This window comes from Brevundimonas sp. NIBR10 (assembly GCF_027912515.1).
Lineage (GTDB): Bacteria > Pseudomonadota > Alphaproteobacteria > Caulobacterales > Caulobacteraceae > Brevundimonas.
Genome location: NZ_CP115464.1, coordinates 3,433,064 through 3,455,669 on the forward strand (window position 1 = coordinate 3,433,064; position 22,606 = coordinate 3,455,669).

Annotated in this window: 19 protein-coding genes and 1 tRNA gene; 15 read left to right on the forward strand and 5 right to left on the reverse strand. The window is 66.3% G+C overall.

Translation table 11 applies throughout. The annotated features are described in order from the left end of the window. Positions 1-333: 333 nt before the first annotated feature. Positions 334-417: transfer RNA gene (locus tag O5K39_RS16745), tRNA-Tyr, on the reverse strand. 114 nt (positions 418-531) lie between these two features. On the opposite strand from O5K39_RS16745, the gene rlmB reads away from it, so the two are divergent. The 5 genes from rlmB to O5K39_RS16770 all read left to right on the forward strand — a co-directional run bounded on the left by rlmB (position 532) and on the right by O5K39_RS16770 (position 3,474). Beyond that, positions 532-1,461, forward strand: coding sequence for a 23S rRNA (guanosine(2251)-2'-O)-methyltransferase RlmB (gene rlmB / locus O5K39_RS16750; protein ID WP_271144735.1), 930 nt, complete (start codon positions 532-534; stop codon positions 1,459-1,461). A gap of 75 nt (positions 1,462-1,536) precedes the next feature. After that, positions 1,537-2,343: a TerC family protein gene (locus O5K39_RS16755; protein ID WP_271144736.1), complete on the forward strand. Its 807-nt coding sequence runs from the start codon at positions 1,537-1,539 to the stop codon at positions 2,341-2,343. A 10-nt stretch (positions 2,344-2,353) separates the two neighbouring features. Further along, entirely contained in the window at positions 2,354-2,593 is a 240-nt protein-coding gene (locus tag O5K39_RS16760; RefSeq protein WP_271144737.1) for a hypothetical protein, read from the forward strand. Further along, positions 2,593-2,817, forward strand: coding sequence for a type II toxin-antitoxin system HicB family antitoxin (locus tag O5K39_RS16765; protein ID WP_271144738.1), 225 nt, complete (start codon positions 2,593-2,595; stop codon positions 2,815-2,817). The genes O5K39_RS16760 and O5K39_RS16765 overlap by 1 nt, the downstream gene beginning before the upstream one ends. 102 nt (positions 2,818-2,919) lie before the next feature. After that, on the forward strand, positions 2,920-3,474 hold the full coding sequence (locus O5K39_RS16770; RefSeq protein WP_271144739.1) for a hypothetical protein: 555 nt from the start codon (positions 2,920-2,922) through the stop codon (positions 3,472-3,474). On the opposite strand, the gene metG is transcribed toward O5K39_RS16770, so the two are convergent. Then, complete coding sequence (gene metG / locus O5K39_RS16775; RefSeq protein ID WP_271144740.1) at positions 3,471-5,180, reverse strand: methionine--tRNA ligase; 1,710 nt, start codon at positions 5,178-5,180, stop codon at positions 3,471-3,473. The two genes, O5K39_RS16770 and metG, sit on opposite strands and share 4 nt — an antisense overlap. Before the next feature lie 751 nt (positions 5,181-5,931). Then, on the reverse strand, positions 5,932-6,585 hold the full coding sequence (locus O5K39_RS16780; protein WP_271144741.1) for a murein L,D-transpeptidase catalytic domain-containing protein: 654 nt from the start codon (positions 6,583-6,585) through the stop codon (positions 5,932-5,934). Positions 6,586-6,751: 166 nt separating this feature from the next. Between O5K39_RS16780 and O5K39_RS16785 the strand changes: the two genes are divergently transcribed. Then, on the forward strand, positions 6,752-8,068 hold the full coding sequence (locus O5K39_RS16785; RefSeq protein ID WP_271147184.1) for an amidohydrolase family protein: 1,317 nt from the start codon (positions 6,752-6,754) through the stop codon (positions 8,066-8,068). A gap of 285 nt (positions 8,069-8,353) precedes the next feature. Here the strand turns inward: O5K39_RS16785 and O5K39_RS16790 are convergent, their stop codons facing one another. Further along, positions 8,354-9,685: an MATE family efflux transporter gene (locus O5K39_RS16790; protein ID WP_271144742.1), complete on the reverse strand. Its 1,332-nt coding sequence runs from the start codon at positions 9,683-9,685 to the stop codon at positions 8,354-8,356. Between the two features lie 186 nt (positions 9,686-9,871). On the opposite strand from O5K39_RS16790, the gene O5K39_RS16795 reads away from it, so the two are divergent. The 6 genes from O5K39_RS16795 to O5K39_RS16820 all read left to right on the forward strand — a co-directional run bounded on the left by O5K39_RS16795 (position 9,872) and on the right by O5K39_RS16820 (position 18,932). Continuing rightward, a complete protein-coding gene (locus O5K39_RS16795; protein WP_271144743.1) occupies positions 9,872-10,483 on the forward strand; it encodes a TIGR02466 family protein in 612 nt (203 codons plus the stop codon). Between the two features lie 116 nt (positions 10,484-10,599). Continuing rightward, on the forward strand, positions 10,600-12,267 hold the full coding sequence (ettA, locus tag O5K39_RS16800; RefSeq protein ID WP_271144744.1) for an energy-dependent translational throttle protein EttA: 1,668 nt from the start codon (positions 10,600-10,602) through the stop codon (positions 12,265-12,267). Between the two features lie 91 nt (positions 12,268-12,358). Then, positions 12,359-14,620 (forward strand): calcium-binding protein, encoded by a 2,262-nt coding sequence (locus O5K39_RS16805; RefSeq protein ID WP_271144745.1) that lies wholly within the window; start codon positions 12,359-12,361, stop codon positions 14,618-14,620. Positions 14,621-14,750: 130 nt separating this feature from the next. After that, positions 14,751-15,341: a hypothetical protein gene (locus tag O5K39_RS16810; protein ID WP_271144746.1), complete on the forward strand. Its 591-nt coding sequence runs from the start codon at positions 14,751-14,753 to the stop codon at positions 15,339-15,341. A 299-nt stretch (positions 15,342-15,640) separates the two neighbouring features. After that, positions 15,641-17,956 (forward strand): calcium-binding protein, encoded by a 2,316-nt coding sequence (locus O5K39_RS16815; protein WP_271144747.1) that lies wholly within the window; start codon positions 15,641-15,643, stop codon positions 17,954-17,956. 49 nt (positions 17,957-18,005) lie between these two features. Next, the gene (locus O5K39_RS16820) at positions 18,006-18,932 is read left to right on the forward strand and encodes a 2-hydroxyacid dehydrogenase (RefSeq protein WP_271144748.1); all 927 of its coding nucleotides are present in this window, start codon (positions 18,006-18,008) and stop codon (positions 18,930-18,932) included. A gap of 7 nt (positions 18,933-18,939) precedes the next feature. On the opposite strand, the gene O5K39_RS16825 is transcribed toward O5K39_RS16820, so the two are convergent. Then, positions 18,940-19,353 carry a hypothetical protein gene (locus O5K39_RS16825; RefSeq protein ID WP_271144749.1) on the reverse strand — a complete coding sequence of 138 codons (414 nt, stop codon included), beginning with the start codon at positions 19,351-19,353 and terminating at the stop codon, positions 18,940-18,942. 147 nt (positions 19,354-19,500) lie between these two features. Here O5K39_RS16825 and O5K39_RS16830 point away from each other — a divergent pair, with 147 nt between their 5' ends. The 3 genes from O5K39_RS16830 to O5K39_RS16840 are packed head-to-tail and all read left to right on the forward strand — an operon-like array spanning position 19,501 to position 22,542. Further along, positions 19,501-20,469 (forward strand): metalloregulator ArsR/SmtB family transcription factor, encoded by a 969-nt coding sequence (locus tag O5K39_RS16830; RefSeq protein WP_271144750.1) that lies wholly within the window; start codon positions 19,501-19,503, stop codon positions 20,467-20,469. Continuing rightward, positions 20,469-21,446, forward strand: coding sequence for a methylenetetrahydrofolate reductase [NAD(P)H] (metF, locus tag O5K39_RS16835; RefSeq protein WP_271144751.1), 978 nt, complete (start codon positions 20,469-20,471; stop codon positions 21,444-21,446). The genes O5K39_RS16830 and metF overlap by 1 nt, the downstream gene beginning before the upstream one ends. 1 nt (position 21,447) lies before the next feature. Continuing rightward, entirely contained in the window at positions 21,448-22,542 is a 1,095-nt protein-coding gene (locus tag O5K39_RS16840; RefSeq protein ID WP_271144752.1) for a homocysteine S-methyltransferase family protein, read from the forward strand. Positions 22,543-22,606: the final 64 nt, after the last annotated feature.

The following is a 22,606-nucleotide window of genomic DNA, read 5'->3' on the forward strand; positions in this document are numbered from 1 at the left end:
CGGTCTGTCGGGAACCTCTTGGATCAGTCCAGCGTCTCGCCCCACCCCAGATTTCAGCGATTCGCTCTGTTGCGGGTCAGTCGCACAAGGGTTCTGGCGTCTGGGGACGCATTGCGATCCAGATCTTCGAGCGGAACCAGCATCTGATGCAGACGCCCCGGGTGTGCGTATCCGATGTCGTGGGGTTCGATGCCGACCGGTCAGAATTCCAGGGAGGCTGCGGGCGGGATTGAGCAATGCACCCGTACGGAAAACACGGCGGCTCCTTGCCTTTGCAGGAAGCCTTCCGCCGCTGACCCTCACCGATACCCAGTCGTCAGGATCGAAAACGCGTGGTGGGGGAAGCAGGACTCGAACCTGCGAAGCTTACGCAGGGGATTTACAGTCCCCCCCCTTTGCCGCTCGGGACATTCCCCCAGCGCGTTTTAGAACCCAATCGGACATAAAAGCCTTCGGTCCCTGACACGCCTGAGATAGAGGGGGCGCCAGACCCGAAAGCCCTTAGGGCTCCAAATCGGAGGGCGTCTTATAGTGGCGAGAAATCCAGAACGCAACGACCGGAAATCGGGCAAATCGGCGCCCTTTTCCGGCAAGGCTCCGCGCGGTGGCGACGGTCCGAATAAGGCCGGTCCCGGCTCAGGATCGGGCGGCGGCGACCGCGGTGGGTGGAACCCCAATCCGCGCGAGAAGACCTTTGCCGAAAGCCAGCGCGCACCCCGGCCGCAACGTGCGGGGCCGGACGCCGACAACTTCCTGTGGGGGCGTCACCCGGTGGTGGCCGCCCTGGCCAACCCGGCGCGCAAGGGCATGGGTCGCCTGCTGGCCACGGCCGATCGAGCGGCCGAGATCGAGCGGGAGGGCCTGGCTCTCCACGGCCACAAGGTCGAGGTCATGGACGCCCAGTTGCTGGATCGGATGCTTCCGGCCGGGGCCGTGCATCAGGGCATGGTGTTCAAGGTGGCGGCCCTGGAAGGGGTGTCGCTGGACGACATCGCCGATCCGGCCGAGGGAATCATCGTCATGCTGGACCAGCTGACCGACCCACAGAACGTCGGGGCCATCTTCCGCTCGGCCCTCGCCTTCGGGGCACGCGGCATCGTGGTTCAGGACCGGCACTCGCCTTCCCTGGCCGGAGCCCTGGCCAAGGCCTCGGCGGGGGCGACCGAGCGACTGCCCTGCGCACGGGTGACGAACCTGTCGAGGGCGCTGGAACGGCTGGCCGACCTCGGCTGGCGCGCCGTGGGGCTGGACGGATCATCCGAGGAGACGCTGGAGACGGCGCTGGACGACCGCCCGACCGTACTGGTCATGGGCTCCGAGGGTGACGGCATCCGACGGCTGGTCGCCGAACACTGCGACGTGCTGGCGAAAATCCCCATGCCCGGCGGGTTCGAGAGCCTGAACGTGTCCAATGCGGCGGCCGTCGCCCTGTACGAAGCCACCCGCAAACAGCGCGGCTGACACATTTCTTTCGCCGTCGGCGCGCCGGTGGGGAGGAGACTTGGCGCATCGACGCCCAGCCGCTAGAGAGCCGCGATGGAATTTCTCTCGTCTCCCGAACTCGCCAGCCAGTTGTCGGCTCTCGGCAAGGTGCTCGCCATCGATCTGGTCCTGGCCGGCGACAATGCCGTGGCCGTCGGTCTCGCCGCCGCCGCCCTGCCCCAGGAGCTGCGTCGCAAGGCCATCCTGATCGGCCTGGCCGCCGCCGTCGTGCTGCGGATCGTCTTCGCCCTGGTCACCGTGCAGCTTCTGGCCATCATCGGCCTGCTGATCGCGGGCGGCGTCCTGCTGCTGTGGGTGTGCTGGAAGATGTGGCGCGAGCTGCAGGAATCGGCGACCCACGACCAGGCCGAGGCCCAGGCCGAGCTGGAACTTGCGATCGCCATCGAGCACGGCAAGGGCCCCAGCCCCGAGGAAATGGGCCTGAAGCGCAAGACCTTCGGCGCGGCCCTGGTCCAGATCCTGATCGCCGACGTGACCATGTCGCTGGACAATGTGCTGGCCGTCGCCGGCGCCGCGCACGATCATCCGTGGATCATGGTGTTCGGCCTGGTCCTGTCGATCGGCCTGATGGGCGTCGCGGCGACCTATATCGCCAAGCTGCTGAGCCGCTATCGCTGGATCGGTTACGTCGGTCTGGTCATCGTGCTGTACGTCGCCCTGCACATGATCTGGGACGGCTATCGCTCGACCGTGGTGCGGGCCCTGGCGGTCCAGTCGCACAATGCGAGAGCCCCGGCCTTCCTCGATATTTCGGCCGCAGAGGTCCAGAAATCCTGCCGGCCCGAGGCGGGCGAGAAGCTGACGGTCTGTCTGGCTCAGAGGGCGATCGCCAAGCCGTAAGGGTGCGTCGATGAGCAAACGTCTCGCGCAGATGCGGGCCATTCCGTCAAACGACTGGCACATTCGCGATGTCGAAGCTCTGTGCAAGGAACACGGCCTGACGTGCTCGCCACCGCGCGGCGGCGGATCGCACTACAAGGTCGCCCGCCCGGCGGTACCGGACATGCTCAGCATCCCATTCGCGCGTCCGATCAAGTCCGTGTATATTCGCAAACCCGTCCAGATGGTGGACGCGGTTTCGAGGGCGTGATGTCGCCGTTGTCCTATCCTGTTCTGGTTCGCCCTCTCAGCGAGGACGAAGGCGGCGGCTATCTGGCCACCGTGCCCGACCTGCCCGGCTGCATGAGCGACGGCGAGACGCCGGAAGAGGCGATCGTCAACGTGCGAGACGCTATCCTGTGCTGGTTCGAGATGGCCGAAGAGATGAGCCGGCCCGTCCCGCCACCCTCAATCGAACTCAAACTCGCGTCCTGACGGCACTTCACTTCGCGCGAAACAAGCGTCACCATTGGCCTGTGGGATCGCCGACCTTGACCGCTGCAAGCGGTCGCCTTTCGACGGCGAAGGGGGAAGACCGTGAGCCATTTCCGACTGATCTTCACAGCCTGTCTGCTGGTCGCGGCCTGTGACGAGCCAGCGCCTGAGCCAGCTTCGACACCCGCAACGGCTTCGGAGCTTCCTCCGGGCGTCATGGGTCTGATCGAGGCACCTGCAGCGACACCAAGCTCTCCAGGCGCTGAACTTTCGCCGACCGATCCGGCGCGCCCGTCGATCCAGGCCGTTCTCGATGCGGCGGTGATCCGGTCTCTGGGCCTGCCGGCCAGGGTCAATCTGGAGATTCTTCGGGGCGAGACCAGGGGCGAGCTTCAGTGGGTCTATGTCTCCGGCCCGGCTGTCGCATTGGATGGGTCGGAACTGGACCTCTCGAAGACCAACATGGCTTCGGCTGCAGAAGAAGGCATGATGGACGGCACTACCGTTGTAGCCCTCCTGAAACGTGAAGACGGCGGCTGGACGGTTGCGACAATGGCTATCGGCCCAACCGACGTTCCCGCCGTCGCCTGGCCACGCCAGTACGGCGTCAGCCCTGCCCTGGTCGGCATGGAAGAGGCCGAGGGCGGCGAGGCCTAAGCCGTCTCCGCCCCACCGAACCGTTCGGTCCATTCGACGACCTGAACGTCCTCGATCTTCTTGAACAGCACCTCGGCGGCCTGGACCGGCTGACCCACTGCGAGCGCCGTCGTCCAGTGCTCGCCGGCTGCGGGCCATGACAGGTCCGTCGCGCCGACGGACCCCGCGATCTTCACCGCCGAGAACGGCATGACCGGCGCGGCCAGCCGGGCGAAAAGGGCGACGAGGTTCAGCCCCATCCGCACCCCGACCGCCGCCTGGACCGGATCGGTCTTGAACGCGGTCCAGGGCGCGGCGACCTGAAGGTATTCGTTGCCGAGCACCCAGACGGCGCGGATCGCCTGACAGGCCTTCCTGAATTCCATGGCCTCGAGCGCGGCAGTGGCCTCGGCCAGCCCCGCCTCGACGTCGGCGATCAGTTTCGCCTCCACCGGGCCGGGTTCGCCACCCTCCGGCACGACGCCGCCGAACTTGGACTCCGTGAACTTGACGATCCGGTTGACGAAATTGCCCAGGACGTCGGCCAGATCCTTGTTCGTCGTCGACTGGAACTGTTCCCAGGTGAAGGCCGCGTCCGACCCCTCGGGCCCATAGGCCGTCAGGTGCCAGCGCCAGTAGTCGGCGGGCAACAGCTCCAGCGCCTGATCCATGAAGACTCCGCGCTTGCCCGAGGTCGAGAATTTGCCGCCGTACCAGTTCAGCCAGTTGAAGGCCTTCAGCTGATCCACGGACTTCCACGGCTCGCCCGAGCCGATGATGGTCGCGGGGAAGCTGACGGTGTGGAAGGCGACGTTGTCCTTGCCCATGAACTGGACGTAGCGGACGTCGTCGGCGCCCTCATCCAGCCGCCACCAGTCGCGCCAGGTCCGGCCATTGGCCTGCGCCCACTCCTCGGTCGCGCCGATGTATTCGATGGGGGCGTCGAACCAGACGTAGAAGACCTTGCCCTCCATGCCCGGTCGCGGCCCGCCGTCTGGGCCCACCACCGGCACGCCCCAGGCCAGGTCGCGGGTGATGCCACGGTCGATCAGGCCCTCGTCCAGATGCTTGTAGGCGATGGATTTGGCCAGCGGCTGCCAGCCGGTCTTGCCGTCGACCCAGGCCCGGATCTGGGGCTCGATCCTGGTCTGCAACAGATACAGGTGGCGGGTGTCGCGGACCTCGATGTTCCGGCTGCCGGAGACCGACGAATACGGATCGATCAGGTCGGTCGGGTCCAGCAACCGCCCGCAGTTGTCGCACTGGTCCCCGCGCGCCTTGGGATAGGCGCAGTGCGGACAGGTGCCCTCGACATAGCGGTCGGGCAGGAACCGCGCGTCGTCGACCGAATAGACCATCTGGTCCACCCGCTCCTCGATCAGCCCGTTCGCCTCCAGCGCCGCCGCGAAATGCTGGGTCAGGCGGTGGTTGGGCGCGTTCGAGGACCGGCCGAACCAGTCATACGACAGGCCGAACGCCTCGCCCGCCGCCTTCTGGATCTGGTGCTGTTCGTCGCAATAGGTCCGCACGTCCTGCCCTGAGGCAGCGGCGGCCAGTTCGGCCGGGGTGCCGTGCTCGTCGGTGGCGCAGATATACAGCACCTCATGGCCTTGCCCCCGCTTGAACCGCGCCCAGACATCGGCCGGCAGCATCGACCCGGCCAGATTGCCGAGATGCTTGATGCCGTTGATGTACGGCAGGGCCGAGGTGATCAGGATGCGGGCCATGGGAATCCGAACGCGTTGGGGAGGACGCATATAGAGCGGGTGGGCGGTTGCTCAAAATGCTGATGGGTGGGACGGGCCGATTGAGGCTGTGCGGCCTTGACTGAAAGCAGAAGCTCGCGATGTCACAGAGGGGTAGCTAGCGGACCCGACCGTCAACAAGGCGACACCGCCAAAGCTGGACTGCTTAGTGTTTGCGACGCATTTCAGCCCGCCACGAGCTGATAAAAACTATCGCCTGGGCATAAACGAACCCGGCAGCAGGTATCAAGTAGGCCGCAGATACCAACCAACGGAGGTACTTCGGTTGCGAAAACCACAGACTTTGGCCGGTTGATCCTTCGATGAGCCATTGAAGGATCAAGAGGCCCATCAATACCAAGAGCCAAGGCAATGCTGCGCCTGGAGCGACATACTGCAAGCGGTTGACATCGGTCTGTTCGCCGACCTCGCACAGGCGACGATGATAGCCTTTCGCGAGGGTGCGAACCATGCGCCAACTGATATGCATCAAAGCAACCTAGGCGCTTCTATAAGGTCGGTAAACGAAATGACATCGGTCATATCCCTCTCTCGTCATTCCGGGCGCGGCGTAGCGGAGACCCGGAACAGGGCGGCGCCGTAGCGAAGCGCAAGCGATAGTTGAGACAAACTCACTCGCGACAGGTTCGCGCTCTCGCGCGCCGCCTCGTTCCGGGTCTACGGGTCGCTGCGCTCGCCTCCGCCCGGAATGACGAGAGGAAGGGGAAACCGCTTAAGCCTGCGCGAACAGCAGCCGCCCCTCGCCCATCCGCTCGCGCAGGGCAGGCAGGTCGGTGTGGGCCACCGAGAAACAGCCGTAGCTCCGCCCCAGCTTGCCTTCGCGGGCCAGCCAGTCGGGGTCGGCGTAGTCGGCGCCGTGGATGATGATGGCGCGCTCGCGGGCCATGTTGTTCGAGTATTCCAGCCCGTCCAGCAGGACATTGGGGCCCTGCTGCGAGCCCCAGCCCGCCCCGGCGGTCGAATAGGCGCCGACCGAGGACATGAAGCTTTCGGGGGTGTTGGAGAAGGTCCGGGCATATCCCGAATGCTCGGGGTCCGAACCCCGGCCGTGGCAGGTGCGGAAGGCCGTGACCTGGCCCGAATAAAGATCGACCTCGTAGAACCGCTCTTCGCCCGAGAACTTCTGGAAATCGACCAGATACATCCGGTCACGCAGTGGAATGCGGCGGTGATGCACGTCCAGCGCCTGCATGGCGCGCTGCATCAGCTCGGGGCGGACGCGGCGATAGGGATCAAGCGGCGGCGGCGCGGCGCGCTCATAGACGATGCGCGGCGCGGGCGGGGCGACGGGCGCGGGAACCGGAACGGCCTGGGCGAGTTGAACCGGAGCCTGAACGGCTTGATTGGTGGCACAGCCGGCGAGCATCGCCGAACCGCCCAACACAAGTCCTCGCCTTGATAGCCGCATGCGACGCCCCTCGCGCGGTTGATCCAAGTGGCCGTTTGTCGCCGAAGATCAGGTTTTGCACAACCTGCGCCTTGGCGCGCGGCCCTTCCCGTCTATGGTGAAATCCGGGTTTCGGGAGGACATGATGATCAAGCTTAACGTGGCGGTGTCGGCTTTGTGGCTGGTTCTGGCGACGGGCGTCGCCGCGCAAACCGCCGCCGCGCCGACGACTTCGCCCGAAACGGGAACGACGTTCGTGCAAGTGGGGCGACTTCTGGCCGACCCCGAAACCGGCGTTGTGCAGCGCGATAAAACTCTCGTGATCACCGGCAATCGCATTGTCGAAATCCGCGACGGCTTCGTCGGAGAGGGAAACATCGTCGATCTGAGGGACGATTTCGTCCTGCCCGGCCTGATCGACAGCCACGTCCATCTGACCAGCCAGCAGAATCCGAACGGCCGTCTGGAAGAAGTCACCCAGTCCAATGCCGAACAGGCGATGGTCGGAGCCGGCTATGCGCGCAAGACCCTGATGGCCGGCTTCACCACCGTGGCGGATCTGGGCGCATCCAACGAGGCGATCTTCGCCCTCCGCGACGCCGTACGGCGCGGCGACGTGCCCGGCCCCCGGATCATCGCGGCCGGGTCGGCGGTCTCGATCCATGGCGGCCACGGCGACATCAACGGCTTCCGCGAAGACGTCATGCACCTGTTGTCGCCCGAAAGCGTCTGTTCTGGCGCCGACGACTGCATGCGCGCGGTCCGGCTTCAGGTCCGGTCCGGGGCCGACATCATCAAGATCACCGCGACCGGCGGCGTCCTGTCCAACACGGCCGCGGGCCTGGCCCAGCAGTTCTCGGACGAGGAACTGGCCGCCATCGTCGGCGCTGCCCACCGCATGGGCCGTCAGGTGACCGCCCATGCCCACGGCGTCGACGGCATCAACGCCTTCCTGCGCGCCGGTGGCGACTCGATCGAGCACGGCACCTATCTGGACGACGAATCGATCCGCCTGTTCCAGCGCGAGGGGACGTATCTGGTGCCCACCCTGCTGGCCGGGGATTTCGTGCTCCGCCTGGCCTCGGGACCCGACAATTTCTTCACCCCGGCCCAGACCGCCAAGGCGATGGAGGCCGGGCCAAAGATGCTCGACATGGCGCGACGCGCCCATGACGGCGGCGTCCGCATCGCCTTCGGCACCGACAGCGGCGTCTCCGCCCACGGCGACAACGCCCAGGAGTTCGCCCTTCTGGTCCGCGCCGGAATGACCCCGCTGGAGGCCATCCAGTCCGCCACCGTCGGGGCGGCCGCGCACCTGAAGATCTCGGATCAGGCAGGCCGCATCGCCGTCGGCATGCCCGCCGACCTCGTCGCCGTGTCGGGTGATCCCCTGACCGATGTCACGGTGCTGGAAGACATGGACTTCGTGATGAAGGGCGGCGTGGTCTACCTCGACGAATGACACTGCCCGGGAGGAATTTTTTCCTATTAAGGCCTTGAACTGTTCCTTGCCCTCCCCACCTGCGCTGTCCAGGTTTCACGTCCTGACGCCATGAGACCGCGTCAGCCTGCCGAGGGGGTTCCTATAATGTGGGGGTCGCCGCCACGCCGATCCGGTAACCCGTTGATTTCTCGGCGTTCGGCTCGCGACCCAATGACGGTTTGGCGGTTTGGCGGTTTGGCGGCCTGTTTCTGGACCGCCAACCGCCACCGGGTCGGCTCCGGTGAAGGGCGGCCCGGCCTCGCCTCAGCCGATCCGCCGCGCCACCCGCACGAACCGCCCGGTCAGCAGCACCGACGACACCAGGCTGGCGATGATCACCGCCCAGACCAGGCCGTCCACGCCCAGGCTATGCCCCAGCACCCAGCCCAGCGGCATCATCACCAGGGTATAGGCCCCGAAATGCATGATGGTGGGCCACCAGACGTCTCCCGCCGCCCGGTTGGCCGAGGCCGAGACCACCTGGATCCCGTCCGCCACGAAGAACAGCGTCGCCAGCACCAGGGCCGGGGTCACCACCGCCAGCAGCAGCGGATCACGATTATAGGCGCTGGCCACCCACGGAGCCGTGCCCCACAACCCCAGCGCGACCAGCACGGTCAGCAGGCTGACGACCCCCAGCCCCACCAGCCCGGCCCGCAGCACGCCCGGCCCGTCCCCTGCGCCGTAAGCCCGCCCGACCAGCACCGCCGTCGCCGCCGACATCCCCATCGGCACCATGAAGACGATCGCCGACACATTCAGCACGATGGCCCAGGCCGAGGTCTCGATCGCTCCCAGCTGGCCCGCGATGAAGGTCATGGCCGCGAACGCCCCGACCTCGATGAAATAGCTGGACCCGGCCCCGTATCCGACCTTCCTCTGCTCGCGCTCGGCGGTGATGTCCCGGACCGGCTTGACGAACACCCCCAGCGCCCGCGCCTCGGGCAGGCGCACGATATAGACCACCAGGAACACCGCCAGCGAGGTCCGCGCCGCAAACGTCGCCCAGGCCGAGGCCGCCGCCCCGTCGATTCCCAGCCCCAAAATATCGGGCACCAGCAACAGGTTGAGCGCCAGATTGACCCCGTTGGCGATCCACATCGCCCACATCCCCGGCTTGGGCTTGTGCAAGGCCTCCAGGAAGAACTGCGCCGCTACGCTGACCAGATAGCCGGGCATAGACAGGGCAAAGATGCGCAGGGCGGGCGACGAGCCCTCGGCGAGACCGTCCGCCAGCCCTGCGTGCCTCAGCCCCAGCGGCCCCAGCAGCCACAGCACGATCATGGCCCCCACGCCGAGTTGCAGCGAATAGACCAGCCCACGCCTCAGCACCGCCCCGACCTCGGCCCGACGACCCTCGCCGAGCATCCGGGCGGTCATCACCTGGACCCCCATCATCAGCCCGACCGCGGTGGTCACGACGATGCTCATCGGGGCCAGAGCGAGGGACGAATAGGCCAGCTCCTCGCTGGACCAGTTGCCGACCACGATCACGTCGGTCAGCCCCATGGTCATGATCCCCAGCCGCGCCAGGATCACCGGCCACGCCAGATGCAGCAGGTCTTTCGTCGCGGATCGGGTAGCGGGGCTCAACATGGGACGCGGCACGGACCACGGGCGAGGCTGCGGGTCAACCTTCTCCCTCCCCCTTGTGGGGAGGGACGGCGAAGCGAAGCGAAGCCAGGGTGGGGTCCGAAAGGAACGATTGCCCTTCACACTGCCCCACCCGATCGCTTCGCGATCTGCCCTCCCCATGAAGGGGAGGGAGAGGTATGACGCACCATGTCCCTGCGCCCCCTCTTCGTCACCCAGGTCTATGAGGCCACCCTGTCCGCCACGCCGGGCTTCGAGGGCTTCAACGCCGCCTTGGCCGACGCCGTGCGGATGCTGGCGGTCGAGGATCACGCCGGGCGCGCCTGGTGCCGGGCCCACGGCTATCGCGGCTATACCTCCTACGGATCGCTCAACGACCTGCCGACCCGGATGCCCGAGTTCGCCGAGCTCAAGCGCCACCTCGACCGCCACGCCCTCGCCTATGCCAGGGCCCTGAACTTCGACCTCGCCCGCAAACCCCGGCTGGACAATCTGTGGGTCAACGTCCTCAAGCCCGGCGGCAGCCACTCAGGACACATCCACCCCCACGCCTTCCTGTCCGGCACCGTCTATGTCGAGGTTCCCGACGGCGCCTCGGCGCTCAAACTGGAGGACCCCCGCTTGCCCATGATGATGGCCCGCCCGGCCGTCGCCGCCGACGCGTCCGAGGCCGAGAAACCCTTCGTCTATCTGACCCCCCGCCCCGGAACGGTCCTGATGTGGGAGAGCTGGCTACGCCATGAGGTTCCCATGAACGCCGCCAAGTCCGATCGCATCTCGATCAGCTTCAACTACGCCTGAGGCCTCCGCCCTCATTCCGCCCTGTGCATCCGCTAGGTCATTTGCCACCGCGCGCGGCGGTCGCTACACCCCGCGCCTATCTCCCATTCGATCGAACGACAGGGCTCACGCACCCCATGGCGCAGCAGTACATCTTCCAGATGCAGGGCCTGACGAAGGCCTTTCCCGGCGGCAAGAAGATCTTCGAGAACATCTGGCTGAGCTTCTACAACGACGCCAAGATCGGCGTCGTCGGGGTCAACGGGTCGGGCAAGTCGACGCTGCTCAAGATCATGGCCGGCATCGACCCGGAGTTCAGTGGCGAGGCCAAGGCCGCCGACGGGATCAAGCGCGGCTATCTGGAACAGGAACCCCATCTGGATGACAGCCTGAACGTCCGCGAGAACGTCGAGGCCTGGTGCCAGGAGAAGCAGTGGGTCAACCGCTTCAACGCCATCGCCATGGAAATGGCCGAGGAATACACCGACGAACTGATGGAGGAGATGACCGCCCTCCAGGAGAAGATCGACGCCGGCGACGTCTGGGACATCGACAGCCGCATCGAGATGGCCATGGACGCCCTGCGCTGCCCGCCCGACGACTGGGCGGTGACCAACCTGTCCGGCGGTGAGAAACGCCGCGTGGCCCTGGCGCGGCTGTTGCTGTCAAAGCCGGACATGTTGCTGCTGGACGAACCGACCAACCACCTCGACGCCGAGAGCGTCGCCTGGCTGCAGCACCACCTGGAAGCCTTCCCGGGCTGCGTCATCCTGGTGACCCACGATCGTTACTTCCTTGATCTGGTGACCAAGTGGACGCTGGAGCTCGATCGCGGCAAGGGCATCCCCTACGAGGGCAACTACTCCAGCTGGCTGGAGCAGAAGCAGAAGCGGGTGGTGCAGGAGAACTCGGAATCCGAGGCCCGTCAGCGCGCCCTGACCCGCGAACTGGAATGGGTGCGGTCCGGCGCCAAGGCCCGCCAGGCCAAGTCCAAGGCCCGTCTGGCCGCCTATGAGCGGATGGTCACGGAGCAAGAAAACCTGCGCGGTGCCCAGACCCACGCCCACATCCAGATCCCGCCCGGGCCGCGCCTCGGCAATGTCGTGCTGGAGGTCGAGGGCCTGCAGAAGTCGTATGGCGAGAAACTGCTGTTCGACAACCTGACCTTCAAGCTCCCGCCCAACGGCATCGTCGGCGTCATCGGCCCCAACGGCGCCGGCAAATCGACCATGTTCCGCATGATCACCGGCCAGGAACAGCCCGACGGCGGCACCATCAAGGTGGGCGAGACGGTCAAGCTGGCCTATGTCGACCAGTCGCGCGACAGCCTTGACCCCAACAAGACCATCTGGGAAGAGATCAGCGGCGGCACCGACGTGATGATGGTCGGCAAGCGCGAGATCAACACCCGCGCCTATGTCGGCAGCTTCAACTTCAAGGGCGGCGACCAGCAGAAGAAGGTCGGCCAACTTTCGGGCGGTGAGCGCAACCGCGTCCACCTGGCCAAGACCCTGGCCACCGGCGGCAACCTGATCCTGCTCGACGAACCGACCAACGACCTGGACATCGAGACGCTGCAGAACCTGGAAGAGGCCCTGGAGGAGTTCGCGGGCTGCGCCGTGGTCATCTCCCACGACCGCTGGTTCCTGGACCGTCTGGCGACCCACATCCTGGCCTTCGAGGGCGACAGCCACGTCGAATGGTTCGAGGGCAATTTCGAGGCCTACGAAGAGGACAAGAAACGCCGCCTGGGCACCGACGCCCTGATCCCGCACCGGATCAAATTCCAGAAGTTCGGGCGGTAATCTGACCTGACCGCGCGCTTTGAGTCTTGTCGCCGGCGAGCTTTTCCTCGACGCTGCGTACAGTGCTTTAGCGTGTATCAGGTGAACGACCGTGCCGACCTATAATGGAACTACCGCGAACGATAATCTTCGCGGTTCGAGCGGCGACGACAACATGGCCGGGAACGGCGGAGACGATTCGCTCGACGGGTCCGGCGGCAACGACTTCCTGCTGGGCGGCGTCGGAGACGACGTTCTTTTCGGTGGTTCGGGTCTGGATGTTCTGATCGGCGGTGACGGCGACGATCTGCTGTGGGGCGGAGGGTTCGGCAACACGGGTATCGCCGTGCCGGACCAGACCCGTGACGATCTCGACGGCGGGGCTGGCAATGACAGTATCCTGATCGGCAACCTCGACACCGCGCTCGGCGGTGCCGGCGACGACGTCTTCGAGGCCGAGGAGCAGGGGAACGCTTCCTACCGCGCCACCATGGACGGTGGCGCAGACGAAGATGTCGCCAACTTCAGTTTCGTTCGCTATCGGCCCACGATCTATCTGGACCCGGCCGCGACGGCCGCAGATGGCTTTACGCTGCGAAGTATCGAGTTGGTGCTGCTCGGCGATTTTGGATCGAGAGTGATCGGCGGCTCGGGCGACGACAGCGTTCTGGGCGGTGCCGGTGTGGACGAGATCGACGGAGGATCCGGGGCCGATCTGCTGACCGGCGAGGCCGGGAACGACATCCTGCGTGGCGGCGAAGGCGACGACCTGCTGATCGGCGGAGTCGGAAGCGACACCCTGGATGGTGGAGGAGGCGCGGACGTCTTCGCCTATTTGGCCACGAACGAGTCCCCGTCGAACGGTTCGACGGGTCCGGACGTGATCCAGAACTTCCAGACCGGTCTGGACAAGATCGACCTGACGGCCCTGCTGCCGACAAGCATCACGATCTCGACGGACGGGGCCTACACCCTCGTGTCGGCACAGACGCCGACTGGTGCCTTCGCAGTACGGGTTCTCGGTGCCGTTCTGCTCGGGGACGTCATCCCGTCGATCTCCGTCCCCGGGGAGCAGTTCAACGGCACTGCCGGTTCGGACCTCCTGACCGGCACGAACGGAAACGATGTGATCGTGGGCGGCGGTGGTTCGGACACGCTGACGGGCGGAGCGGGTGCCGACACCTTCCGGTACCGCGCGGCCTCGGACTCAACGGCGGCGGCACAGGAAACCATCACGGACTTCGTCGGAGGGACGGACCGGATCGACCTGACGGCGCTGAACTCGACGTCGATCTCGATCGCACGACTGGCAGGCGGCGGCTCCGTGGTGTTTGCCGAAACCGCGGCCGGGGCGTTTCAGACCTTCGTCGCGGGGGCCAATCTGAACGGCGGCGACCTCGCCTTCACGGGCGGGTTCGGGGTCTATGTGATCGGCTCGGAGGGCAATGACACCATTGTGGGCACAGCCCTGCCCGATCCCATCGTCGGCAACGGCGGGTTTGACAGTATCACCGGTGGGGGTGGAGCTGATGCCTTGGCAGGCGGCGCGGGGCAGGACGTGTTCCGCTATGTGTCCCAAGGCGATTCCAACCAGACGACGGGGTTCGACAACCTCTACGACTTCACGTCGGGCGAGGACTGGATCAACATGTCGGCCCTTGGAGCGACGTCGGTCTCGATCCTGAGGAGCGATAACGGGTCCAGCTTCCTCTACGCGGAGACGCCCCAGGGCATATTCCTGACCACGGCCGCAGGGCGCGCCATACAGGCGAGCGACCTCCTCTATGGAGACGGCCCGATCGGCGGCAGCTTCGGCGTCTATATGGTCGGATCCGGCGTCGCCGACGTCCTGACCGGCACCTTCCAGGCCGATCCGATCTATGGCGGGGCGGGCGACGACATCATTACCGGCGGCGGCGGTGCCGATGCCCTGTTCGGCGATGCGGGCGCGGACACCTTCGTCTATCGGGCGGCCTCGGATTCCACCCAGGCCATGACCGACGGCATCTTCGGCTTCGTGTCGGGGACGGACAAGCTGGACCTTCGGGCCGTGCGCACCGGCGCGGCAGACACCTTCGGCATCGCCTATCTGTCGGGCGGGTCGTTCCTGTTCGTCGATCTGGGTGGCAACGGCACGACCGACATGGTCATCGGCCTGTCCGCGACGACGCTGGTCGCCTCGGACATCCTGTGGAGCACGGGCGCGATCGGGCAGGAACCGGTGCTCAAGGAAGCCGGCCCACAGACCCTGCCCTTGGGCGAAGGCGCGCGGCTGTTTCCGACAGGCCTGATGTCCGATCTGTCGTCGTTCACGCTGGACCTGAACCCCGCCACCGAGCGTGGCCCCCGGGTCGGCGAGGACTGGTATCTGTAGCGGTCCCACCGGATCAGGTTCCAGACGTTCGAGCAGTAACGGCAGCTTTCGTCACATCCCGGCGGGTGCGACCGATATTGTCGTGACCGGGGGCGATACGGCGGTGACGACCTGACCGCCGGAGCTGCAGATGGATGCCCGCCGCCGCCCACCGACCCAGACCTATGGCAAGGTCAGCGACCAGACCTGGGACCTGGCCCGCGCCGCCTATGTCGGCGGCCTGTCCGCACGGGTGGCGTGCGAACGGTTCGGCGTGGGCGAGGCCAATCTGCGGAAGAAGGCCCGGCTGGAAGGCTGGACCAAGCGAGACTGGGCCGATGCGCGCGGCGTCATCGACAACGGCCAACCCGCGCCCGGCGCGCACGGAGCGCCCTCCACCCCGACCGCCGCACCCGGCCCGGCCTCGGAGGAAGATCTGATGACCACCGTGCTGCGCCGCGCGCGAGAGGCGCTGACGGCCGGGCGGGGGTCGGAGGCGACGGCCCTGCTCAAGGCCGCGCGGGAGTATGTGCTGCTGCATCAGGACGTCGACCGGGCGCGAGAGGCCCTGATCGATGTCGTGCCCAAGGACCACACCCTGTCGCCCGGCAACCTCGCCTTCCTGGCCGACACCGTGGTGCTGAACCACCTCGGCCCGCTGGGCCCCCGCCACCCCCGGAGAGGACGCCAGACGCCTGCGCGCCTTCTGGGAACGGCTGCCCCAGTCGGAACGGGAGGGTGACCTGGCCCCGCTCCAGCCCGAGATCGACCGCCTGACCGGGCATATGGCACCCCGGAAGCCGTATCAGGGGCGGTGGGACTGAGACTTGCTCTAGGATGACCACCGCACCGCCAGATCGTATTCCCTCATACGACTATGGTCGCTGCCTTGTCCTGCGGGCTAACGCTACAACGCCGCCCCGATTATGCGCTAGGGAAACACTCAAGGTTGCGCCAATTCTGTTTGGTCGACTATTGAAAACGTTATGCTAGCGCTTTCTTGCGATATCTCCCCAGCGCGTCAGATACCGGAGTATGAGAATGGTCGATCGGACCACGACGATTGCGGTTCGCGAAACGTCAGTTTTCGATGAGCGCACGAATATCGTTTACTCATTGGGCGCTAGTCAGATCACGCGCTGGGATGCCATCACGGGCCGGTTTTTGGCTCCGATCATCCTCCCGGGTTCGTTGTCCAGCTTGGCCCTTTCCCCCGACGGCCGGTATCTCGTCGTCGGCGACAGCGCGACCATCACGACGGCCGGCCAGACCCAGGGAGTCCTGCACCGGATTGACCTGCAGACTTCGGCGGTGACCGACATCGTTTATTCGACAGCTTTCTACGAAGGCGGTGTCACCGACGTGGTTGTGGCCGCGAACGGCACCGCATTGTTCACCACCCAGTTCCTTGGGTCTGGCTGGACGCCGCTGCGCACCTTTCCCGTATCTGGCGCTGCTCCTGCTCCGGCGATCCTCGTCAACTCCGTCAGGGGCGGAAGCACCCTCACCGCCTCTCCTGACGGCCGGTATGTCCTGATCTTGGAGGCAAACAGCTCCAACGCCCCCTTTTCGCTTTACGACTCGACCATGGGAAGGGTCATCGCTAGCAGCGATCTTTATACGATTGGCCTTTCTGGCTTCAATAATGACAATGGAAGCGTCACAAATAGTGGCCTGATCAGTATAGTCACTTATAATAGCTTCGTTATATACAATAACAATTTTGTCGTTGTAAAAGATTTCACCCCCCAACAGTCTTCCGGAACATACTCGGATGCTGAGTTCAGTCTAGACGGACGACAACTTTACGCCTGGAACACAAACACGGATCGGGTGGAAATCTACGACACCACTAACTGGACGAAAATTGGCGAGCTTGATCCTGGCGTTCTCATCAACACTCAGGGCAACGGCTCAGCGTTCGGACGGATGCAAGTCGTCGACGATGGTCGCCTTCTGCTCATGACTACTACGGGTGGCGTGCGTGTGTTGGATCTCAATGCGCGCCTGATGACCAGCATCACAGGTACTGCTGGCAGCGACACATTGACGGGCTCCGTCGGCGGCGACTCACTCTTCGGCTTGGGTGGCAACGACAATCTGGTTGGTGGAGAAGGCGACGACATTCTAGTTGGCGCTGCCGGTGCCGATGCGATGACCGGTGGATCGGGGTCCGACACCTTCCGCTATCTGGCGACGTCGGATTCCACGGCGGCGGTTCAGGACACGATCACCGACTTCGTCACCGGGACGGACCGGATCGATCTGACGGCGCTGAATCCGACGAGCGTCAGCGTGGGCCGGCTGGCCGGCGGCGTGTCGGTGGTCTTCGCTGAGACGCCGGGCGGGGCCTTCCAAGCCTATGTCAACGGCGCGGTGAACTCGAACGACTTCATCTTCAACGGAGCCATCGGCGCCTTCATCATCGGCTCGGCCGATGCCGACACCATCGTCGGCTCGTCGCGGCCCGATCCCCTGCTGGGCAATGACGGGGCCGACACCATCACCGGCGGTGGTGGCGCGGACGCCATCGCGGGCGGGGCGGGGCGTGACGTGTTCCGCTACGAGTCGCGAGGCGATTCCAATCAGACGACCGGCTTCGACAATCTGTACGACTTCGTGACGGGCGAGGACCGGATCGACCTGCAACTGATCGGCGCAACCTCGATCTCGGTCCTGAGGACCGACAACGGCTCCAGCTTCGTCTATGCCGAGACGGCGGCCGGCAGTTTCCTGACCACGGCGGCCGGACAGGCGATCAACGGCACCGACTTCATCTATTCTGGCGGGTTCGGCATCTACATGGTCGGGTCGGGGGTCGCCGACATCCTCATCGGGACCGGCCTGGCTGATCCGATCGCAGGCGGTGCGGGCAATGACACCATCACCGGCGGCGGCGGGGCGGACGCGATGTTCGGCGACGCGGGGGCGGACACCTTCGTCTATGTGGCGGCTTCGGATTCGACGGCGGCGGCGACGGACGGCATCTTCGGCTTCGTGTCCGGCCAGGATCGCCTGGATCTGAGGGCGGTAAGAACCGGCGCGTCGGACACCTTCGGCATCGCCTATCTGCAGGGCGGGTCGTTCTTGTTCGTGGACCTCGGTGGCAACGGTTCGACCGACATGGTTATCGGCCTGGCCGGGACGACGCTGGTCGCTTCCGACATCCTGTGGGCGACCGGGGCGATCGGCGAGGAACCGGCGGTCAAGGATGCCGGGCCCCAGATCCTGCCGGGCGTGGACGAGATCGACCTGTTCGACACCGACATGGCCTTCGACCTGTCGCCGCACACCGGCCGCTACCTGCTGGACCTGGAGGGCGCACGCGGGTTCCACGGGCAAGACTGGTATCTGTAGATATCCGGACAGCGTTCACAGACGGCGGCGGCGGACCTAGTATCACCGCATGACCCAACGCCCCGCCGTCCTGATCATGCAGTGTCACCTGGGGCAGCTGACGCCGTTTCTGGAGAGCGCGTACGACGTCTATCGGTTCTGGGAGGGGCCGCTGGCGCAGGCTGAGCCTCTGATCCAGGCGGTGATCGTGGCGGGCGAGTTCGAGCTGGACAAGGGGTTGATCGAGCGGTTGCCGGGCTTGCGGCTGCTCGCCTGTTTCACCTCGGGCTATGACCGGATCGACGTCGAATGGTGTCGGGCGCGGGGGTTGGCGGTCAGCCATGCGCCGGGGGTCAATCACGAGGATGTCGCCGACCACGCCATCGGCCTGATCCTCGCCGCGCGGCGCGAGATCGTGCGCGGCGACCGGGAGCTGAGGGCCGGGCTGTGGACGGTGGAGTCAAAGCTGATGACGCCGTCGCTGGGCGGGCAGCGGGTCGGGATCGTCGGCATGGGTCTGATCGGCGAAGCGGTGGCGCGGCGGGCCGAGGCGATGCGGATGACCGTGCGCTGGTGGGGGCCGCGCGAGAAGGCCGGCCCGTGGCCCCGCGCCGACAGCCTGATCGCGCTGGCGGCCGACAGCGACATCCTGGTGGTCGCGTGCCGGGCGGATGAGACCAATGTCGGGCTGATTTCGGCCGAGGTGATCGCGGCGCTAGGGCCGCAGGGGTTGCTGGTCAATGTGGCGCGCGGCCAGGTGGTGGACGAGGACGCCCTGATCGCGGCCTTGCGGTCCGGCGCCCTGGGTCAGGCGGCGCTGGACGTGTTCGAGACCGAGCCGGTCGACGCGGCGCGCTGGGCCGAGGTGCCCAACACCGTCCTGACGCCCCACACGGGCGGGGCGACCCAGGAGGCGGTGCGGGGCATGCTGATGCTGCTGATGCAGAACCTTCAGGCGGTGTTCGCAGGCGAACCGCCGGTGACGCCCGTGGCCTGACGGGGGTTTAGCGGCCGCCGTCGGGGGTGGGCATGGCCGTGCCGCCGCCCAGAAGGCCGCGCCCCAGGTCGAAGCCCCGGAACTGGGCCCGCTCGGCCGGGCTGATCGAGCCGTCGCCGTCGAGGTCCAGCCGGGCGAACATTGCGGCGTAGCTTGCATGGTATTCGGTGCGGGTGACGCGGCCGTCGCGGTTGGCGTCGGCGCGGGACAGGCCCTGACCGGCCGCGCCCAGGTCCTGGGCCGCGCGGGCCAGTTCGGAGGCGCTGAGCACCCCGCTCTGGTCGAAGTCGGCGGCGTCGAAGGTCTCGTCGGCCTTGGCGGTCATGGCGGCCAGGGTCATGGCCCCGCCGGCCTGGGCGAGCGCCAGCGACGGCAGGACGGCGGCGCTCACGGCCGCGACGGCGAAGATGGTCTTGAACATTGCGGTCTCCTGAAACCAGCCCCTTCAACGATCCTAGCGCGGCATTCCTTCGCAGGCGAGGGGGGCCGCCGCGCGCGAAAGCGATGAACCGATCGGCCCAGGCGTTTTTCCTTGCCAAAACATATAAGGATATCCTTATATGTCTGTATGTCCCTGACGGCGGAACAGACAGTGGAAGCCCTGCGCGCGGCCGGCGAGCCGACCCGCCTGCGCATCCTCGCCCTGCTGGCCAGCGAGGAACTGTCGGTGATGGAACTGTCCAGCGTGCTGGAGCAGAGCCAGCCTCGCGTGTCGCGCCACCTCAAGGTCATGAGCGACGCCCGGCTGATCGAGCGGTTTCCCGACGGGGCCCGGGTCTTCTATCGCCTGTCGTCCGAGCCGGTGACGCGACGCCTGATCGAGACCATCCTGGACCTGCTGGCCGACACGGCGGGCGAGGACGACCTTCTGCGCCTGGATCAGGTCCGCAACGAGCGCCAGGCCGCCGCCGCCGCCTATTTCGAGCGCGTCGCGCCGCAGTGGGACCGCATCCGCTCCCTCTATGTCGCCGAGACCGCCGTCGAGGCCGCGATCCGCGACGCCGCGGGCGATGGGCCGTTCGAGCGGATCGTCGACCTGGGTACCGGATCGGGCCGGATGCTGACCCTGCTGGGGGCCCGGGCGCGGCGGCTGACGGGGCTGGATCTCAGCCACAACATGCTCAACATCGCCCGCACCAATGTCGCCGAGGCCGGGCTGACCAATGTCGAACTGAGGCACGGCGACATCTTCTCGACCCGGCTGCCGGCGGGCAGTGCCGACCTCGTGCTGGTGCATCAGGTCCTGCACTATCTGGCCGATCCGCATGCGGCGGTCACCGAAGCAGCGCGACTGGTGTCGCCCGGCGGCCGGATCCTGATCGTCGACTTCGCCCAGCACGAGTTGGAACACCTGCGCGCCGAGCACCAGCACCGCCGCCTCGGCTTTGCCGCCGAGGAGATCGACGGCTGGCTGGCGGACGCGGGCCTGACCACTGAGGCGCCGGTCGCCCTGCCGCCCGACACGGACGGCCTGACCGTCACCATCTGGGGCGCCGTTCGCCCTGCCCTTTCCGCCCTGACCAGGAGCGCCGCCTGATGGCCCTCGCCGCCGTGAAATCCGAGGGGGCCAACCCCTCCAATCTGGCCGCCGCCCGCGCCCTGCTGCTGTCGCCGCTGGGCCCGGTCGCGCGCGCCGGGGACAACGCCAATCCGGTGCGGGTCTCGTTCGAATTCTTTCCGCCCAAGACCGACAAGGCCGAGGAGACCCTGTGGCAAGCCGTGCGTCGGCTGGAGCCGCTGAACCCCGCCTTCGTGTCGGTGACCTATGGTGCCGGCGGCTCGACCCGCGAGCGGACGCACCGCACGGTGCAGCGGATGCTGACGGAAACCACGCTGAAACCCGCCGCCCACCTGACCTGCGTCGACGCCTCCAGAGCCGAGGTCGATGAGGTGATCGAAAGCTATAAGGCGATCGGTGTCGATCACATCGTGGCCCTGCGCGGCGATCCGCCCGGAACCGACGGCATCGGCGGCGTCTATCAGCCGCGCGCGGACGGATACGCCAACGCCACCGAACTGGCCCTAGCCATCCAGCGCGTCGGCGGCTTCCAGACCAGCGTCGGCGCCTATCCCGAGAAACACCCCGAAAGCCCGTCGATCGAGCACGACATCGATGTGCTGAAGGCCAAGGTCGACGCCGGAGCGACGCGGCTGATCAGCCAGTTCTTCTTCGACATCGACGCCTTCCTGCGCTTCCGTGACCGCATCCGCGCGGCGGGCGTGACCATTCCCCTGCTGCCCGGCATCATGCCGGTGTCGAACTTCGGGGCCTTGCAGCGGATGAGCGCATCCTGCGGCGCCTCGGTCCCGGGCTGGCTGGCATCGCATTTCGACGGCCTGGACGACGACCCCGAAACCCGCAAGCTGCTGGCCGCCTCGGTCGCCGCCGAAACCTGCGCCCGGCTGCAGGAAGAGGGTTTCTCCGACTTCCACTTCTACACCCTGAACCGCGCCGACCTGGTCTATGCGATCTGCCGCGTGCTGGGCGTTCGCGAACAGAAGGCCGCTGCCTGACATGACGTCTCCCCTCACCCGCCCCGAACGCGTCGCCGCCCTGCACAAGGCCGCCAGGGAACGCATCCTGGTCCTTGACGGATCCTGGGGCGTGATGATCCAGCGTCGCGGGCTGGAAGAAGTCGATTTCAGAGGCGACCGTTTCGTCGAGGCCAATGGCTACAACGAGCGCGACCAGATGAAGGGCAACAACGACATCCTGTGCCTGACCCGGCCGGACGTCATCTCGGACCTCCATGACCAGTATTTCGGGGCGGGGGCCGACATCTCCGAGACCAACACCTTCAGCGCCACCGTCATCGCCCAGGACGACTACAAGCTGGAGGCCGACGCGGTCTGGGACATCAATCTGGAGGGGGCCAGACTGGCCCGCGCCGCCGCCGACCGCTGGACGGAAAAGGAGCCGCACAAGCCGCGCTTCGCCGCCGGTTCGATCGGGCCGCTGAACAAGATGCTGTCGATGTCGTCCGACGTGAACGATCCCGGCGCGCGGCTGGTGACCTTCGACCAGGTCTATGACGCCTATCGCCATCAGGTGAAGGCGCTGAACGAGGGTGGGGTCGATCTGTATCTGATCGAGACCATCACCGACACGCTGAACTGCAAGGCCTGCATCAAGGCCATCAAGGACCTGGAAGACGAGGGGATGGAGCCCCTGCCGATCTGGATCAGTGGGACCATCACCGACCGCTCAGGCCGGACCCTGTCGGGCCAGACCGCCGAGGCGTTCTGGAACAGCGTGCGCCACGCCAAGCCGTTCGCGGTCGGTTTCAACTGCGCGCTCGGTGCCGATCTGATGCGACCGTTCATCGCCGAACTGAGCCGCGTCGCCGACACCCTGGTCGCTGCCTATCCCAACGCCGGCCTGCCCAACGCCATGGGCCAATACGACGAGGAACCGCACGAGACGGCCCACTTCATCGAGGAATGGGCGGCGTCAGGTCTGGTCAACATCGTGGGCGGCTGCTGCGGTACGACGCCGGACCACATCGCCCATACCGCACAGGTGGTGTCGAAACTGCCGACGCGGGAGATTCCCGAACGTCCGGTCGCGATGCGTCTGTCGGGGCTGGAACCGTTCGAGCTGGTGGCGTGATATCCACACTGGCCAGATCATCCGGGCTCGGGCGCATTCGCGGCGCCTCCTGCCCTAGTCACGC